This window comes from Pseudoduganella dura (assembly GCF_009727155.1).
Lineage (GTDB): Bacteria > Pseudomonadota > Gammaproteobacteria > Burkholderiales > Burkholderiaceae_D > Rugamonas > Rugamonas dura.
Map to the genome: position 1 here is coordinate 3,631,891 of NZ_WNWM01000002.1, position 15,547 is coordinate 3,647,437.

At 59.4% G+C, this 15,547-nt stretch carries 16 protein-coding genes and 1 tRNA gene; 13 read left to right on the forward strand and 4 right to left on the reverse strand.

Features of this window, described 5'->3' with window-relative positions; all coding sequences use genetic code 11:
• Positions 1–2: 2 nt before the first annotated feature.
• Together GJV26_RS15875 and GJV26_RS15880 are read left to right on the forward strand one after the other, a co-directional pair.
• Entirely contained in the window at positions 3–1,622 is a 1,620-nt protein-coding gene (locus tag GJV26_RS15875; RefSeq protein WP_155709676.1) for a tetratricopeptide repeat protein, read from the forward strand.
• 100 nt (positions 1,623–1,722) lie between these two features.
• Complete coding sequence (locus GJV26_RS15880) at positions 1,723–2,526, forward strand: flagellin N-terminal helical domain-containing protein (RefSeq protein WP_308807656.1); 804 nt, start codon at positions 1,723–1,725, stop codon at positions 2,524–2,526.
• Between the two features lie 61 nt (positions 2,527–2,587).
• On the opposite strand, the gene GJV26_RS15885 is transcribed toward GJV26_RS15880, so the two are convergent.
• Positions 2,588–3,754 carry a dienelactone hydrolase family protein gene (locus GJV26_RS15885; RefSeq protein ID WP_216643135.1) on the reverse strand — a complete coding sequence of 389 codons (1,167 nt, stop codon included), beginning with the start codon at positions 3,752–3,754 and terminating at the stop codon, positions 2,588–2,590.
• Between the two features lie 136 nt (positions 3,755–3,890).
• On the opposite strand from GJV26_RS15885, the gene GJV26_RS15890 reads away from it, so the two are divergent.
• The 5 genes from GJV26_RS15890 to GJV26_RS15910 all read left to right on the forward strand — a co-directional run bounded on the left by GJV26_RS15890 (position 3,891) and on the right by GJV26_RS15910 (position 6,566).
• Entirely contained in the window at positions 3,891–4,937 is a 1,047-nt protein-coding gene (locus GJV26_RS15890; RefSeq protein WP_155709678.1) for a TraB/GumN family protein, read from the forward strand.
• A gap of 72 nt (positions 4,938–5,009) precedes the next feature.
• Positions 5,010–5,083: transfer RNA gene (locus tag GJV26_RS15895), tRNA-Gly, on the forward strand.
• A gap of 202 nt (positions 5,084–5,285) precedes the next feature.
• Entirely contained in the window at positions 5,286–5,693 is a 408-nt protein-coding gene (locus GJV26_RS30700; protein ID WP_155709679.1) for a type II toxin-antitoxin system RelE/ParE family toxin, read from the forward strand.
• Positions 5,623–6,105 carry a helix-turn-helix domain-containing protein gene (locus tag GJV26_RS15905; protein ID WP_229419317.1) on the forward strand — a complete coding sequence of 161 codons (483 nt, stop codon included), beginning with the start codon at positions 5,623–5,625 and terminating at the stop codon, positions 6,103–6,105. Before GJV26_RS30700 ends, GJV26_RS15905 begins: the two co-directional genes overlap by 71 nt.
• Entirely contained in the window at positions 6,102–6,566 is a 465-nt protein-coding gene (locus GJV26_RS15910; protein WP_155709681.1) for a DUF6941 family protein, read from the forward strand. Before GJV26_RS15905 ends, GJV26_RS15910 begins: the two co-directional genes overlap by 4 nt.
• 3 nt (positions 6,567–6,569) lie before the next feature.
• On the opposite strand, the gene GJV26_RS15915 is transcribed toward GJV26_RS15910, so the two are convergent.
• From GJV26_RS15915 to GJV26_RS15925, 3 genes are read right to left on the reverse strand one after another with little or no spacing between them, the layout of a single operon-like run.
• Entirely contained in the window at positions 6,570–7,610 is a 1,041-nt protein-coding gene (locus GJV26_RS15915) for a tyrosine-type recombinase/integrase (RefSeq protein WP_229419318.1), read from the reverse strand.
• Entirely contained in the window at positions 7,585–7,806 is a 222-nt protein-coding gene (locus GJV26_RS15920; RefSeq protein WP_155709682.1) for a DUF4224 domain-containing protein, read from the reverse strand. Before GJV26_RS15920 ends, GJV26_RS15915 begins: the two co-directional genes overlap by 26 nt.
• Positions 7,791–8,897, reverse strand: a complete 1,107-nt coding sequence (locus GJV26_RS15925) for a hypothetical protein (protein ID WP_155709683.1) — start codon at positions 8,895–8,897, stop codon at positions 7,791–7,793. The genes GJV26_RS15920 and GJV26_RS15925 overlap by 16 nt, the downstream gene beginning before the upstream one ends.
• A 425-nt stretch (positions 8,898–9,322) precedes the next feature.
• Here GJV26_RS15925 and GJV26_RS15930 point away from each other — a divergent pair, with 425 nt between their 5' ends.
• The 6 genes from GJV26_RS15930 (at position 9,323) to GJV26_RS15955 (ending at position 15,524) form a co-directional block, all read left to right on the forward strand.
• On the forward strand, positions 9,323–10,114 hold the full coding sequence (locus GJV26_RS15930) for a hypothetical protein (protein ID WP_155709684.1): 792 nt from the start codon (positions 9,323–9,325) through the stop codon (positions 10,112–10,114).
• A complete protein-coding gene (locus tag GJV26_RS15935) occupies positions 10,114–10,548 on the forward strand; it encodes a hypothetical protein (RefSeq protein WP_155709685.1) in 435 nt (144 codons plus the stop codon). The genes GJV26_RS15930 and GJV26_RS15935 overlap by 1 nt, the downstream gene beginning before the upstream one ends.
• 90 nt (positions 10,549–10,638) lie before the next feature.
• Positions 10,639–11,064, forward strand: coding sequence for a hypothetical protein (locus GJV26_RS15940; RefSeq protein ID WP_155709686.1), 426 nt, complete (start codon positions 10,639–10,641; stop codon positions 11,062–11,064).
• On the forward strand, positions 11,064–11,699 hold the full coding sequence (locus GJV26_RS15945) for a glycoside hydrolase family 19 protein (RefSeq protein WP_189441937.1): 636 nt from the start codon (positions 11,064–11,066) through the stop codon (positions 11,697–11,699). Before GJV26_RS15940 ends, GJV26_RS15945 begins: the two co-directional genes overlap by 1 nt.
• Complete coding sequence (locus GJV26_RS15950; protein ID WP_155709687.1) at positions 11,696–12,052, forward strand: hypothetical protein; 357 nt, start codon at positions 11,696–11,698, stop codon at positions 12,050–12,052. The genes GJV26_RS15945 and GJV26_RS15950 overlap by 4 nt, the downstream gene beginning before the upstream one ends.
• Positions 12,053–12,440: 388 nt before the next feature.
• Complete coding sequence (locus GJV26_RS15955) at positions 12,441–15,524, forward strand: heparinase II/III domain-containing protein (protein ID WP_155709688.1); 3,084 nt, start codon at positions 12,441–12,443, stop codon at positions 15,522–15,524.
• Positions 15,525–15,547 lie beyond the last annotated feature (23 nt).

Below are 15,547 nucleotides of genomic sequence, written 5' to 3' on the forward strand. Positions count from 1 at the left end.
GGATGGGGGATCGAGGGCCACAGGCCGCCGGCGACGTGGCGCGCATCCGCGCGCTGGCCGAGGGAGGCGCCGCGAATGCCCAGCATGCGCTGGGCTTCCGGTATTTCAACGGCGATGGCGTGCCGCAGAGCTACGAGCTGGCACTGGCATGGTACCGGCAGGCCGCCAACGCGGGACTCGAGCAGGCGCAGTACAACCTGGGCGTGATGTACCAGAAGGGGCAGGGCGTGGAGGCCGACCCGGCGGAAGCGGCACGCTGGTACCGGCTCGCCGCCGCGCAGGGCTACGCCGCCGCGCAGTACAACCTGGGCTGGCTGTATGCGAAAGGCCTCGGCGTGGGCCAGGATGCCGAACAGGCGCGCCACTGGTTCGGCAAGGCCGCCGAGCAGGGCGACGCGGGCGCGCAGAACAACCTCGGCATGATGTACGACACCGGCAAGGGCGTGCCGCAGGATTTCGTGCAGGCCGTCGGCTGGTACCGCAAGGCGGCGGAGCAGGGCTATGCCCGCGCGCAGTTCAACCTGGGACAGCGCCATGACAATGGCCAGGGCGTGACGCGCGATGCGCAGCAGGCGATCGGCTGGTATCGCAAGGCGGCCGGGCAGGGCCATGCGCCGGCGCAGTTCAGCCTGGCGCTGCGCTACGAGAAGGGCGACGGCGTGGCGCAGGACAGTGCCGAAGCCGTGCGCTGGTACCGTGCCGCGGCGGAGCAGGACCACGTCAGCGCGCAATTCAACCTTGCCCTCATCCACGACAACGGCCAGGGCGTGCCGCGGGACGCGCAGCAGGCGCTGGCATGGTACCGGCGTGCGGCGGCATCGGGCCACGCCGCCGCGCAGCACAACCTGGGCCAGCGCCACGAACTGGGGCACGACGTACCGCGCGACCTGGCGCAAGCCGCGCACTGGTACCGCAAGGCGGCCGACCAGGGTTTTCCGGCGGCGCAGTACCACCTGGGGCAGCTGTACGAGACTGGCCATGACGGCCGTGACGGCCATGACGGCCTGGCGCGGGACAGCGCCGCGGCGATCGCCTGGTACCGCAAGGCGGCCACCCAGGGCCACGTGCGCGCCCAGTTCGACCTCGGCCTGCGCCACGAAACGGGGCAGGGCGTGCCCTTGGACCTGCTTGAGGCGATGCACTGGTACAGCCGCGCCGCGGAACAGGACTACGCCGCCGCCCAGTACAACCTGGGCCTGCTGCATGACCGCGACGACAGTCCCGTGCCGGACGTGATGCAGGCGAACGGCTGGTACCGCAAGGCCGCCGGGCACGGCCACACGCTGGCCCAGTTCACGCTCGGGCTGCGCCATGACAACGGACTGGGCGTTCCGCGCGACTTCGCCCTCGCCTTCGACTGGTACCGCAAGGCCGCCCTGCAGGGCCACGCCCGCGCCCAGCTGAACGTGGGGCTGATGTATTTTGCCGGCCAGGGCACCGCGACCGACATGGCGCAAGCCTTGCAGTGGTTTCAGCTCGCCGAACGCAACGGCGAATCCGGCGCCGCCCGCTATGCCCGCGAAGCCAGCCTGCGGCTGGGCTCGGCCGCCATTGCTATTGCCGAGCCCGTGTCACATCTGGTGCCAGGCACCAGATGTGACACGAACTCGGCAATTATTTAATGCCTGGTGATAATTGGTGATGAAGTTTTAAATTTCCGTGCCGTAATTAATGAGTAGGGGAAATTTTTGTTTCCTCGAAAATACAGGTGCCGGTATGGCAATGACTTTGAACACCAATCTGGACTCGCTGTTCGTGCAGCGGGCGCTGGCGCGCTCGGGCGCGGATGTGGCACGCTCGATGGGGCGCCTGTCCAGCGGCTTGCGCATCAACTCGGCGAAGGATGATCCCGCCGGGCTGGCGATCGCGCAGCGGATGACGGCCCAGTTGCGTGGGCTCGGCCAGGCCGGCCGCAACATCAATGACGGCATCTCGATGGCGCAGACGGCGGAAGGGGCGATTGGCGAACTCGGCAACAATTACCAGCGCATTCGCGAATTGGCCGTGCAAGCTGCCAGCGACACCAACAATGCCAACGACCGCCTGGCAATCCAGTTGGAGACCAACGAGCTGATCAAGGAAAACCGGCGGATCGTCGAGACCACGCGCTTCAATGGCCGGGCGTTGCTCGACGGCTCGTTCGCCGGCGCGATCCAGGCCAGCGACCGGGCCGGCGACACCATCGATTTCACGATCGGCGCCATGGTCACCCGGGAAGACGCCGACATCGACATGAGCAGCCATGCCGGCGCCACCTCCGCCCTGCAGTACCTCGACAGGAAGCTCGATTTCCTCAATGTGCAGCGCGCCAGCCTGGGCGCGATGCAGAACCGCCTCGGCTACGCGTACGACAATGCGGCGACGGCATCCGAAAACCTGGCGGCGGCCCGCTCGCGCATCCTCGACACCGACTACGCGGCCGAAACCGCGGCGCTGGCGCGCAGCCTGATCCTGCAGCAGGTGGGCTATGCGATGCTGGCCCAGGCCAACTCGAAGCCGAACCTGATCCTGCAGCTGCTGCGCTAGCGCTTCCCTGGCGAGCCACCATGGGCCCGGCATGGCCCGCCATGAAATAGCGACGAAACGCTCAGGGCCTGCCGAACTGGCGGTCGAGCCAGTCGTACGCATGCTCCTGCGCCTCGCGCGGGAACTCGTGGCCACCCGGCCGCACGATGGCCTCGAACTTGTCGGCGGCGCCATACGCCTGCCATACCCGCGCCATTTTCGCGTATGCCGTGCGCACCGAGGCAACCGGGAACAGCTTGTCCGTTTCGCCGGCGAAGAACAGCGTGGGCTTCGGCGCGGCCAGGCTCGCCACGTCCGGATGATCGAGATAGCGCAGCAGCCCCGGATGCATCATCTGGTAGGCGGACGAGCCGCGCAGCTGGTTGCTGCCCGGGACCATCAGGCCTTCGGTGGTCGCCATCCAGTTCGATGCGATGACCGCCGTGATCTTGTCCGATAGCGCGCCCAGCTGCCATGCGCGGAACGCACCCATCGAAAAGCCCAGGGTCGCCACGCGCTTCGTGTCGACTTCCGGCAGCGATGCGAGGAAATCGGCGGCACGCGCATCCTCGAGCGCCATGTTGCCGGCCATCGAGCTGCCCAGGTTGAAGAAGTTCGATGCCAGCGCCTGCTGCTGTTCGCCCGTCAGCGGGCCGCGGTCGCCCCAGCCCACCGCATCGGCGCACAGCACCACGTAGCCGCGCGCGGCCAGCGCGTCGCCGGGCCAGCGGCTGGAGAAGTGCTTGTCGGCCCAGGCCTTCGCGGAAGCGTGCTTCACGCTATCGGCCGCGCCGAACGGCTCGATCATCTTTTCCTTGCCGATGTCGAACTTGCCGCCATGATCGTGCAGCATCAGCATCGCCGGATGCCTGCCTGCGGACTTCGGCACCAGCAACAGCGCCCGCACGCGGCTCATGGCCGTGAGGTTGAACACCACCTGGCGCGCCACGTAGCTGCCGCGATCCTCCTCGGCGATCACTTCGGCCTTGAAGGGCGTTCGATCGGGCTGCTGCAGCGTGGCTTCCCACACCTTGGCGCGGCCTTGCTCGCGCCATGCCTTCAGGTCTTTCACCGCGGGCGACCATGCCATCGGGTAGGTCATTTTCGCCTTCAGCGCAGGCGCGAAGACCGGCATGTTGTGTTCGACGCCGGGGGCTTCGTACTCCTGGGCGCCGGCGCCGGCGGCAACGGCCAGCAGCATGGCCGCGGCAAGGCGGGAGAGGGTTGCAAAACGGATGTCGCGCGTCATTCGGTCTCCTTTTATTTGGCGATATTCTGACATGGTTTGCAACGCTGGATTCCTTTGCGAAATTGCAATACGATGGGCCAGCTTTCGCACCGTGACGAAAGCGCCCATATGAACCACCAAGACCAGGGAGCTGGCGATGCGTCGTCCGAAGTTCAGTCCGAAATTCAGTCCGTTCCTTCCCGTGTTGTGCCTGTCTCTCCTGTCCGCGCCGGCGTGGGCACAGGCCGATGCGCCGCAGCCCGAACCCGTCGCGGCCGAAGCCGCCGTCGCACCGGAAGCCGCGCCGGAGCAGATCCTCGTCGTCGGGCAGAAGCCCGGCCCCGGTCTGTGGAAGGTGTCCAGGGGCGATCACGTGATGTGGGTATTCGGCACCTATGGACCGCTGCCGAAGAACATGGAATGGCGCTCGCAGCAGGTGGAATCGAAAATCGCACAGTCGCAGGAACTGATCACCGAGCCGGGTGCCACGCTGGGCATGGGCTTCTTCCGCAGCCTGACCGCGCTGCCCTTCATGATCGGCTTCGAAGACAGCCCGGATGGCAAGGTGCTGAGCGACCTGGTGCCGGCCGATACTTACCAGCGCTGGCTTGCCTTGCGCAAGAAATACCTGGAGGACGATGACAGCTACGAGCGCAAGCGCCCGCAGTTCGCCGCCGGGAAACTGACGGACAAGGCGACCGCCGCCGCCGGACTGTCGAAGCGGATGGACCTGACCGACAAGCTGGTCCAGATCGCCAAGCAGAACAAGGTGAAGGTTACGTCCGCCACGGTCAAGATGGAACTGGACAGCCCGGTGGCGGCCATCCGCGAGTTCAAGAAAACGCCGCTTGAAGACGTGCCCTGCTTTACGAAAACGATCGAGCGCCTGGAAACCGACCTCGACGCGCTGCGCGCCCGCGCCAACGCATGGTCGAAAGGCGATATCGAAGCGATTCGCGCACTCGATTTCTCGGAACAGGAAACTGCATGCCTGAACGCTGTCCAGAACAGCAAGATCATGCAGGAGCGGGGCCTGGGCGGCATCGACACCCGCATGCGCGCATCGTGGCTCGGCGCCGCCGAGAAGGCGCTGGCGGCCAACAAGACCACGTTCGCGGTCCTGCAGATCAAGCACATCATCGGCAAGCAGGCCTACCTGGCGGAACTGCAGGCAAAGGGGTACGTGGTGGAGCAGCCTGAATAAGCCGGCCGGATCGTCAATGTTTTTCTTGACGGTGTTGTAACGATCGGCAAGAGCGCATAGAATGCTGCTGACGCGGGTGTAGCTCAATGGTAGAGCAGGAGCTTCCCAAGCTTAAGACGAGGGTTCGATTCCCTTCACCCGCTCCATTGCGTAGATGTGCATTTTTCCTACACTGTCTTGCTCCACAATCCACCTTTTACTCCACAAAACAATTGTTCCTAGGGGAGCGTCCAGCTAGAACTTGGGTTTTCCACCGTGCTGTCGGGTTATAATTGTTGTCAACTGCCTAACGATGTGTTGCCGCGCAGTTGAACAAACTCTTTGCTCATAACCTAAAAGTTATATACAATGATCAGCCTCCTTATCACTCCCTCAGCGCAAAACGATCTAGATGAGTTGTGGGACATTGATGAGGATAGTGCAGCTGAGATTGAGACGGCGTTAGAGGAAATTTCGCATGATGCAACGCTCATGGGACGTCTGACAGAGCGTCGGTTTCGGCACGTCCCGGCGCCGTCTTTTGATACAGATAGGTTTGTCGCCCTATGGCAAAAGGGATTAAATTTATATCGTTTGAAGTTCTGGGATTGGCAAGGTGGCATAGTGCCTTACCGTGTAATTTATGCACACAATCCGACAACGGACACGATGTACGTTCTTGCGGTCGTTTCAAGGGAATTTAATTATGACATCCGACACCCAATTGTCACCCGAGTTCGCACGGAGTATGAGCGGCTGGGTATTCCAACCTACTAGTATGTCGGCCACAAGTGTTACTGGGATTTGCTATACGCAAGTGACATTTGATATGGCTGCCGCAGCACCATCACATTCGATACACGGCACTTCCATTTCTGCCATCGTTGCAGAACGGGAGAAAGACCCACGTAAGGCTGCAGCATACGCTCGTGCACGTCAAAAATTGGCTGGCCGCCTTGCAGATGGTGAAGCGAGCTTAGTGCAATTGCGTCTTGCTAGTGGCATGTCTCAGTCACAACTAGCTAACGCTATGGGGAAAAAGCAGCCATATGTGGCTCGCCTTGAAACCGGAAGCAACGATGTACAACTGTCAACTATTGAGTCGCTGGCCAAGGCTCTAGGCGTGCCAGTAAGTACAGTCTTTGCAGCAATCATGGCGTCTAGAAAAAAACAGGAAGAACAATCATGACTTACTGCCCACGTTTCATCCATACTATGTATTGCGATGACGTACGGCAGGAGATTGGTGGCAAAATGACTTTTGTCGGGGCGTATCAGTCGCAAATGGTGGCTGAACTTCCGGGCGAGTTAGTTTTGCCGAAGCTCTGCATTGTCGTTACTGCTCAGACCCCGCATGATCAGCCCTTCAAAGAAATGAAGGTGAAGTTGTATCATGACGATGAGGTCATACAGGAATTGGATGTACCCACGGCCATGGATAGCACAGTAGCTATGGAGGACGAGGAAGGTGTGAATTTCCATGTAGTAGGGATAATTATCACTTTACAGGGCCTACGTTTCCAGAAAAACTCAATGCTGCGGGTTCGAATGGAAACTGGAGACGAGGAACTGTCGGCCCCAGCGTTTCAAGTTGTGCTTAGAAAACCATTAGCCTCTGAATCTGAGATCGATGGATCTGGCATGCATTAGCTTTTATTTGGTCGGCGTCACGATCTTGCCGCGCCGCAGGTAGTGCTTTTGCGTTGTCTTCACGCTGTCATGGCCTAGCAGATCGCGAGCTGCTTCCTCCCCGCGTCCATCGGCCGTATCATCCGCAGCTTTAGCCCGTAGGTCATAGAACCGGAAGTTCTTGATGTCCTCTGCCAACTGCGGCTGCTTCTCCGCCGCCTGGTCGCGCGCTTTGTCAAACTGTGCTCGTAGCGCAGGCGCCGTAAGGCGCTTCCCATGATGGTTGACGAGCAGTGCTGCGGTTTTGATCGTATCCCCGGCCTTACGCGCCTGGATGCGCTCGACGAGCCTGGCCAGCTCGCCAACAATCCTGATTCGCAGCGGCTGCTTTGTCTTTTCTTGCGTCACGATCAAGTGGCCCTCGATGATGTCGTGCTCGGTCATCTTTAACGCGTCCGCCGGGCGCTGGCCTGTCAGGTAAGCCAGATCCATTGCATCCCGTAGCGGAACGCTGGCAGCGTCCCAAACGGCCTTGTACACCGCATCACTGATGTACAAGGTCCGCCTCTGCAATGAGTGCCCTTGAATGCCCTCGCAGGGATTGGGCAGGTCGGTATAGCCCCACCCCCTGGCCTTGTTCCACATGACCGAGAAGACACGCTTGCAGCGGTTCGCGGTGGTCGGCTTGTCAGCATGGTCGTCCAGGAACTGCCGGACGTGCAGCGGCTTGATCTGGCTCAGCGGAGCATTGGCAAAAGACTCGAGCAGATGCTTGATGTCCGACCGCCACATCCGCGCGGAGCTGGCTGCCAGCTTCGGCAGCGCGTCGACCAAGTAGCGTTTGTACACGTCCGAAAAAGTGGCCCCGGCGCTGGCGGCCACCACGATGTTCAGCTCGGCATACTTCTTCAGGGCGAGGATGTAGTCGTCACCAAGCGCGATCTCCTTCCTCTTCCCTTCCTCGGTCTTCTGGTACATGTAGTAGTAGACCTTGCCGCTGCGCTGCGTCCGAGGATGCATGTGCGGCGGCATGTTCAGGTTACGAGTGTTTTTTCTTCCCATCATTTCTCCTCGGCATAACCCATGTGTTTTCACGCGGCGCCTCTTTGCGCCCCTCGACTGCGGCGATAGTCACCACGGGGGCGCCTATGCCATTGATCCAGAATGGAAGGCCCATCCGCCGCAGCTGCTCAATTTGCTTTGACTTTCTTCTCCAACCAGTCAGCCGTTCCAGTGCTTCCGGTGTCAGGAACGTGTCCATTCAAGCTCCCTTGCATGTTTGGTGTCATCCTGTGGCGCAGCGCCATGGTCGTCTTTTTCACCGACCCCGCTCAACTGGGCTGCACTCAGGCCTGAGAGCAGCCCCTTGATCACCGCGGCGGCCCTGCCAGCGATGTCACGCACGTCTGCTGCACCTTCACGGCCTGCGTGCTCCAGGTCGTTCAGCACCTGCGCTACGTCCACGGCCCGGACGCCCGTCGACGGCTCCAGCGTTGCGGCGCTATTGGTAGCATGCTGGCCACGTTCGACCAGGTCGCTTGCGACGTCCACGCCGGTTTGCCCCGCGAGTGCCTTGATTGGCTGCTCGATGTGCTCCTGCCGGCCGTAGCCGCGCGGCAGCCGGCGGTACAGCCAAAGCAGGGCGCTCAGCAGATCATCGGCCGCCTGGCCCGGCACGGCACCTCGTGCTCGGATCTGCGGCAGCGGCTGCTCCATGATGTGCCGGGCATGGCGCTCGCCGTCGACGCAGTGCGCCTCGACGTACATGGCCGCATCGGCCAGCGCACTCTGCCAGAGCTGTTTTGTTTGAGCCACGTCGTCGGCCGATTGCGCCACGGAGGTGGCCATGCTGGCGCGCAGCGAATTGCGATCGGCGTTCGCGGCTTCGTATCGCTGCCAGCCCTGGTCGGCGCGCAGCTTCTCGGCGGCCAGTCGGCGGTGCAGCTCCAGCACTTCGGCGTTTTTGCCATCGGTGGGCATCGCAGTAGTGGCTACGTCTGGAGTTGTCGCAAGCGCCTTGATCGCGCTGCTGTAGCTGGCCACGCCGTATGCCATCCCGTTGAGGAACTCCTCGCTGCAGTCATCGCGCTTGAAGGTGTCGGCCATGATCGTATTCATCAGGGTGGCAGCCTCGGCCAGGCCGGCGGCGCGTGAGCCTTCCTCGCTCAGCAAGCTGTACAGCCCAGCGCGCGGGGCTCCATCGCCCAACAAGCTATCCAGCACGGCGAACGCATCCTTGCAGCGGCAGTACAGATCATGGCTGCCTTCATTGATGGTCGAGTCTTCCAGGTTGCGAAGGAGGGTGGCCACGTGTACGCCGGCGATCCGGCCGTTATTGTCAGTCTGGTTCATTTCGCTTCCCCGTTCAAATGTGAGAAATTCTTACCTTTTCCTGCGCGCCGCGCGCGGCGCTCCAGGACATGTGATGCTGCGATCGCGCCGATGCCAACTGACAGACATAGGCCGTAGAAGCCATTTATTCCGAGGTGCACCACTGCCAGGCCCAGCAAGGCCCCCAAGAGGGCGCCGCCGAGGATGCCCAGGCCGGCGGCACGGAGGAATGCATGCAGAGGCGTCCTCATCGCGTCGCCTCCTTACATCCTTTGTGCGTGAGGCCATCGGCGGCCATGCGTGGCACTAAGCCCGTCGACGTGTGAGTGCTCAGGTATTCGCACCCGGTTTCGCTGTCGATGTAGACGTACGGCGCATACCCGAATCCGGCGCCTGGCGCTGGCGCTGGCTGTGGCGCTGCTGGCGCCGGATCATTTGGCAGCGCGTTGAGCACGACGATCATCAGGAAGCCGGGCGGCGACCAGATGAACGTGTTGGCTAGCCAAGTGAATGTCATGGCCACGGCCGCCAACAGCAGCGCAGATGCGGCTGCCTCCAGCGCAGGTAATGCCGCGACTAGTGCTGGTCAGGCGGAGATATTTGCCAATGCCGCATCGGTCTCAGCCGGCGTTCCGCTGTGGGTTTCGGGGACGAACTATGTTGTCAGCCCTACGCCCTCGGTTGTCGCCGATCCGAACGATTTTCGAACGTATCGGCGCCGGGTTGCGGGCGCGGGCTCGATAGTCCCCTCGCTTGACCCGACTAACTGGCAAGTGATTTCCGCAGGTGCCTATCCGCTCCTGCACGTGCGCGACGAAAAGCCAAGCGGTACAGGTGGAGGGGCTGCGTTCTTGGACGCGACGCAGACCCGCACCCTGAATACCGTTAAAACAAACAGCATTCCCGGGGCGTCGCTGTCGGCCAGCCAAATCAGCTTGCCTGCCGGCCGCTATCGCATCCATGGACGGGCGCCGGCGCTACTGGGAGGCCGCATGCAGGCATTTTTGTGGAATGTTACCGATTCATCGTATGCGTTGCGAGGCTCTAGCGAACTTGCGGCGAGTGGAGCAAGTTCTGCGTCAACGATATGCGGCGAGCTCGAAATCTCCACGACGAAAGTGTTTAGCTTACGCCATTACACTGCTTCCCCGTCGTCTGATACTACCGCACTGGGTGGCCCGGTATCGTCTGGCCTGGGCGAGGTTTACAGTGAATTGTTTGTCGAGAAAGTCAGCTGATGAAATACGTTACCTACGACGAAGATGGCAACCTTACCGGCAGCTTCTGCCAAGACTTACACCCTGACCACGCAGTGGCGTATATCGAGGTCAGCGAAGTGCAGCAGCAAGGCTGGCTTGCCTATCGTGCCAACGATGCGCGCGACGGCCTATACCAGCTGCCCGCCATGGAGGCGCCGGTAATGCCACCGGCAGCCTCGATCCCCATGCTGAACCTGCAGCTCGCGCTGATCGATGACGGCAAGCTCGTGCAGGCCGAGGCCATCATTGCCGAAATGCCGGGCGACGACGGCCTGCGTGCACGCGCGTACTGGGCCCGGGCGCAGACGGCGCGTCTCGACAACGACGTGGTGCAGGCGCTGTGGCCGCAGCTCTACGAGACCGACGAGGCGTTCCTGGCATCGTGGCGCCGCGCCGCAGAAATGAATCCGTAGCCTTGTCTGTGTTGACCAGCAATTTACCCTCCCAGCAATTCCAACCCGCTTCGGCGGGTTTTTTTATTCCTACCCATGAAAGCACATCCCATGAGCTTCGAAAGCGCCGGCACCGCAGCGGCAATCAAATTCTTCGGTGCCGCCGTCGTCGCTTCGGCGCTGGGCACGGCGCTCGGCTTCGCCCTGATGTGGCCGCGCAGCGCGCGCGAGGCAGTCGTGCGCTTCACGTGCGCCATCTGCAGCTCGTTCACCTTCGGCCCGCTGCTGGCCATGGCCGCGCATTCCTGGTGGCCCGGCCTGTTCACGTCGGCGCGCGAGTTCGGCACGCTGTACGGCGGCGACCCGCTGGCCGGCCTGCTCGTGGCGGCATCGCCGTTCATGGTCCTGGCCGCGCTGCCCGCGTGGTGGCTGCTGGGCGGTCTGGTGCTTTGGCTGGAACGTCGCCGCGGCAAGGACCTGGGCGAGCTGGCGCGCGATGTCGCAGCCGATGTTCGCAGTGTACGGGAGGGCCTGTGATGCACATCACCCCTGAACAACTGCTGAAGATCGTGCCGAGCGTCGGCCAGGCCGCGGGCGTCTACACCACCGCCCTGAACGCTGCGGCCGACCGTTTCCTGATCAACACGCCGAAGCGCATGGCCCACTTCCTGGCGCAGATCGCGCATGAGAGCGGCCAGCTGGAGCGCTTCCGCGAGGGCATGAGTTACAGCGCATCACGGCTGCGCGACGTGTGGCCGGCCCGGTTCCGCAGCATCGAGATCGCCATGCTGTACCAGCGCAACCCGGAGAAGCTGGCGAACTACGTGTATGCCAACCGCATGGGTAACGGCGACGAGAAGAGCGGCGACGGCTGGCGGTACCGCGGCGCCGGCTGGATCCAGATTACTGGCAAGAACAACCACCGCGAAGTGGCCGGGGCCCTGGCCATCACCGGCGACGTCGGCGCGTGGCTATCGACCGTGAATGGCGCTGCGACGTCGGCAGCCTGGTTTTGGTGGAAAAGCGGCTGCAACACGCTGGCCGACCGGGGCGACGTCGACGCGATCTCGGATGTGATCAACATCGGCCGGCGCACGGAGCGGCTGGGTGATTCTGTCGGCTACGACAAGCGCGCGAGCCTGACGAAATACTGCCTGGCGGTGCTGTCGTGAATCTGCAGGCGCTCATGGCTGCCGTGGTGCTGTGCGTGGCCGGCACGGTCTGCGGCTTCTGGTACGGCACGAACGTCGGCCGTGACGGCGAAATCGCCAAGCAGGCCGCCGTCGACAAGGCCACGGCCGACACCCGCAAACTCGCCATGGAAGGGGCGGCAGATGCTATCTCGAAAATCGTCGTGCGCAACACCACCGTGCAGGGCCGGGTCGAAACCATCGTCCGCGACAATCCTGTGTATCGCGATTGCAGCCATCCTGCTGACGTCGTGCGCAACATTAACGAAGCCCTCACCGGTCGGGCCGGGCCCGCTGGTAATCGCGGCGTGCCCGGAGCTGACCCCGCTGAATGACGCCAGCTTCGGCGCTACCACCACAAAGCTGGTCCAGGTGGCCGGGCAGTACCACGTGTGCCGCGAGGCGGCGCTGGCTGGAAAGAAGGGGGCCCATCTACCGCGCTGAGATACTGTTCTTTGTACAGTGTTTGTCAGAGGCACGTATGTTCGGCACCAGCTTTTCCATGCTCACTTGGAGAGCGATAGAAGCGTCTGCCATTTGCATGTGCGCGATTGTAGGACGGACTAGTGCAGGACTCCTTCCTTTACCATGGTTTAACGATGTAAAGCAATAATAAAACGATTGAGAAATTTTTTTATTGAACAAATGATCATTGTGACAATTGGTGAGAAAGTGTGATGGGATAGTTGTTATCATTTTTTCATTTCTACCTGAGGAGTGACAATGAACAAGCAATGGATGTCCCGGACAGCCATTTCCGTAGCAATTGCTGCGATAGGTCCGAGTAGTGCTTGGGCAGGATTGCCCTCCGAGGTAAAACCTGGTCATCCACGCCTGTACGGTTCAAAACTTGATTTTCAGCGGATGCAATCAGACGCCGCAACTGGTATAGCTGATCTGCCAAAGGTAGAGGGGCGACTTGCATTTTCTATCACCCCTGTAGCATGGAAAAGCATAAGCGGTCCCCCAATTAGTATTTTCGGCGATAGAGACCGTCCAAACTCGATTTACGTAGTGCATTATAGTAATGGTGGCGGGGGTGATACTACAAGGCTGTATGTTGTTTTTAAAGGCTCAACGGGAAATAATTTAGAGCAAGTATTCGATATCCCTATTGGCACTCAATCCGATTTTGTGGTCGGCTATAATACAAGTACTCAAACAGCAACCTTTAAACTAGGCGGCAATACACTGCCATCTCGTTCGATAGGTAACTGGACGCCAAAAGACCAACCATTTTTCTTTCGCCCAATCGAGGGTACCGTACTCTCTAATATCTCGGTAACAGATCTTGCAGCAGTGGGTGGGCCTAAAACTGAATTACTAACGTTCCCAGGCCAAACACTTGATCTTCCACTTGCCAGCGCCTGGCGGAGCTATGCTGAGCGAGCGGAGCGAGCTGCAGTTAGACTGGGCACTTGCCCTCAGCAAATTGATGACTCTAATGAGACAGAATGTAATACAAGGCGTGGTGGCCGAAACGCGATTACAGAACCAGCTGAATGGTTGTCAATGGCATACCGGCTTACCAAGAAACAAAAATTCCTGGATGCCGCGAAGACGCACATTGAACTAATCTTAAATACGTCAGTAGGAGATGTGATAGATGATGAATCCGATAGCCCTGAATGGAGTATGAGTGGACGCGTCGGGGCATTAGGGATCTATTATGACTGGCTTTATGACGAACTCGGATCGACCAAACGCGATCAACTAGCTGCTAAAATTAAGGAAACCATTCGTTATGATACTGCTACCCAATCGGATCTAGTCAATTACGCGTGTGGCAATCAACCGCTCTCTAATACAGTATTCAAGTGCGACACTGATCCCGAAATGACTTGGACGGGTACTCCTGGCGCCAAGACTATTTCCGACACCTATCTTGGTGGACATTCTGCCAGTGGCAATTTCGGGTCAGCACTGGGTTTGCTAGCGATTGTTGAAGAGCATCCAGATGTGAAACCACTGCTCAATACAATCTATGAGCACTTTGCTCAAGGGTATGTGCCGGCGCGCGATTATTTTTCCATTGATGGTGGAAATTACGCGCTTTTCGCCTATGCCTCAGGCGGGGGGGAGAACGCGGAACGATTGGCGGTTTGGCGTCGCGCTCTGCAGACGCCTGTAGCACCGGCAAAGGTGGTAGAAACAGCAGCTGCACCGCATATGGTATATCCCTACATTTACGGGGTTCGAGCTGATGGCTCTTTCCCGGCCCGTGGAGACAGTGGTCCATTCACTGCATCGGCGACAGGCGCTCTTGCGATGGCAGCTATAGGAGCGAATACGAACGGAGACGCACACGCGGCTAAGTTCTACTGGAACTACATCTATCCGAACCGTGTAGCAGAAGGCCTTGAATCAGGAATGATAATGGAACGCCTGATGTATAAAAAGCCAACCACCTCTAATCCGACAACTTCGCTGCCTTTGTCACGCCATTTTTCGAAAAGTGGCAATGTCTTAATGCGCGATAGATGGACGCCCAGCGATACAACTTTACTTGAGTTCAAGTCGACATCGTTCATCAGCATCAATCACCACCATATGGACCAGAATAGCTACTCGCTCTATTATAAAGCGCCTCTATTACTAGATTCAGGTCAATATGATAAGTATGGGAGTAATCATTGGCACAATTACTACATTCGCTCTATTGCTCATAATACGGTCACTATGTTCGATAAGGATGAGGTATTTAAACTAAACAGTACCCATAATTTGTTCAATGATGGCGGACAGTGGCTGGGTGTTCGTGCATTTTACCCTCGCCTAGATCAGGTTAAGCCCGCTGAGGGAAGTATCCCCGCTGGCTCTAACTGGCTTGATGGTGTGACTGCATTTGAGGAAGGGGGGGATTTCTCTTACGTATTGGGGAATGCTAGTAAGGCTTATCTGCCAAATAAAATTGATAGTGCCGCAGGATTTCTCCGCAGCATTGTCTACCTGCGTCGCGCTGATAATGCCGGCCCACCCAAAGTACTGGTATTTGATAGCATCCGGCCTACTAAAAATAATCTGGGAATTACCTCGCTACTCCATAGTGCAAACAAGCCTTCCAGTACGGTCAATCCTGTAGAGATTCCAGGGGAGCCAGGCCGTTATATGCTTCCATTCATTAATAAAGTGGATCCAATCACTATTCGCAATGAGCCAGGAATGGTGACAATACAAACCTTGCTACCTGTCGATGCTAGCGTAGTGATTTCTGGTGGCACCAATGGATCAAGCTGTAAGCAAGCACATGATCCGTTCTATAATAAAAACGCCAGTGTAGATACTCCTGACTGCCGATTCCTTGTACGTACAAAAGAGGCTGATGGAACACTAGCTTGGCGCAATGTTGCAATACTGGAGCCAAGTGATGGGGTGACGATGACAGCTCAAAGTACCACTGACACGGGCGCATGGCGTATCGAAATCTCGCCAAAAACCTCCCCAGCAGCCGGTTCGACGCAGCATTTTCTTAACGTGTTACACACAGCGGATGTCGATCAGAAGCCGGATGGGGCCGCTGATATCAATGATGCCGCTGTCGTGCTTTCGCAAGATATTAGTGGTGTTGCCGTAAAAATGAAAGATGGTCAGACCATTGTGTTCAGCAGTAGTGCTGCACCTGCGACAAATATTCGCTGGAAGCCTGATTCCAAGTCAACGGGGCGGACCTTGGTGTTCGGTTTAGCGAAGAACGCAAAGTTCATGCTGACGAGTCCAGGGCTGGATGGCTGGGTGGAGCTTAAGCCTAGTACCACCGGTTCCTACGTTAGTTCAGTCGACGGGGGAGTGGTGCGTATTAATCCATAGCGAGTCGGGCTGCATTTTGACGC

Bases quoted from the DNA above. Each gene is read 5' to 3' on its own strand.
- GJV26_RS15945 (WP_189441937.1), top strand. From the start codon at position 11,064: ATGCACATCACCCCTGAACAACTGCTGAAGATCGTGCCGAGCGTCGGC.
- GJV26_RS15935 (WP_155709685.1), top strand. From the start codon at position 10,114: ATGAAATACGTTACCTACGACGAAGATGGCAACCTTACCGGCAGCTTC.
- GJV26_RS15925 (WP_155709683.1), bottom strand. From the start codon at position 8,897: ATGAACCAGACTGACAATAACGGCCGGATCGCCGGCGTACACGTGGCC.
- GJV26_RS15920 (WP_155709682.1), bottom strand. From the start codon at position 7,806: ATGGACACGTTCCTGACACCGGAAGCACTGGAACGGCTGACTGGTTGG.
- GJV26_RS15955 (WP_155709688.1), top strand. From the start codon at position 12,441: ATGAACAAGCAATGGATGTCCCGGACAGCCATTTCCGTAGCAATTGCT.
- GJV26_RS15885 (WP_216643135.1), bottom strand. From the start codon at position 3,754: ATGACGCGCGACATCCGTTTTGCAACCCTCTCCCGCCTTGCCGCGGCC.
- GJV26_RS15880 (WP_308807656.1), top strand. From the start codon at position 1,723: ATGACTTTGAACACCAATCTGGACTCGCTGTTCGTGCAGCGGGCGCTG.
- GJV26_RS15875 (WP_155709676.1), top strand. From the start codon at position 3: ATGGGGGATCGAGGGCCACAGGCCGCCGGCGACGTGGCGCGCATCCGC.
- GJV26_RS15890 (WP_155709678.1), top strand. From the start codon at position 3,891: ATGCGTCGTCCGAAGTTCAGTCCGAAATTCAGTCCGTTCCTTCCCGTG.
- GJV26_RS15910 (WP_155709681.1), top strand. From the start codon at position 6,102: ATGACTTACTGCCCACGTTTCATCCATACTATGTATTGCGATGACGTA.
- GJV26_RS15905 (WP_229419317.1), top strand. From the start codon at position 5,623: ATGACATCCGACACCCAATTGTCACCCGAGTTCGCACGGAGTATGAGC.
- GJV26_RS15940 (WP_155709686.1), top strand. From the start codon at position 10,639: ATGAGCTTCGAAAGCGCCGGCACCGCAGCGGCAATCAAATTCTTCGGT.
- GJV26_RS15915 (WP_229419318.1), bottom strand. From the start codon at position 7,610: ATGATGGGAAGAAAAAACACTCGTAACCTGAACATGCCGCCGCACATG.
- GJV26_RS30700 (WP_155709679.1), top strand. From the start codon at position 5,286: ATGATCAGCCTCCTTATCACTCCCTCAGCGCAAAACGATCTAGATGAG.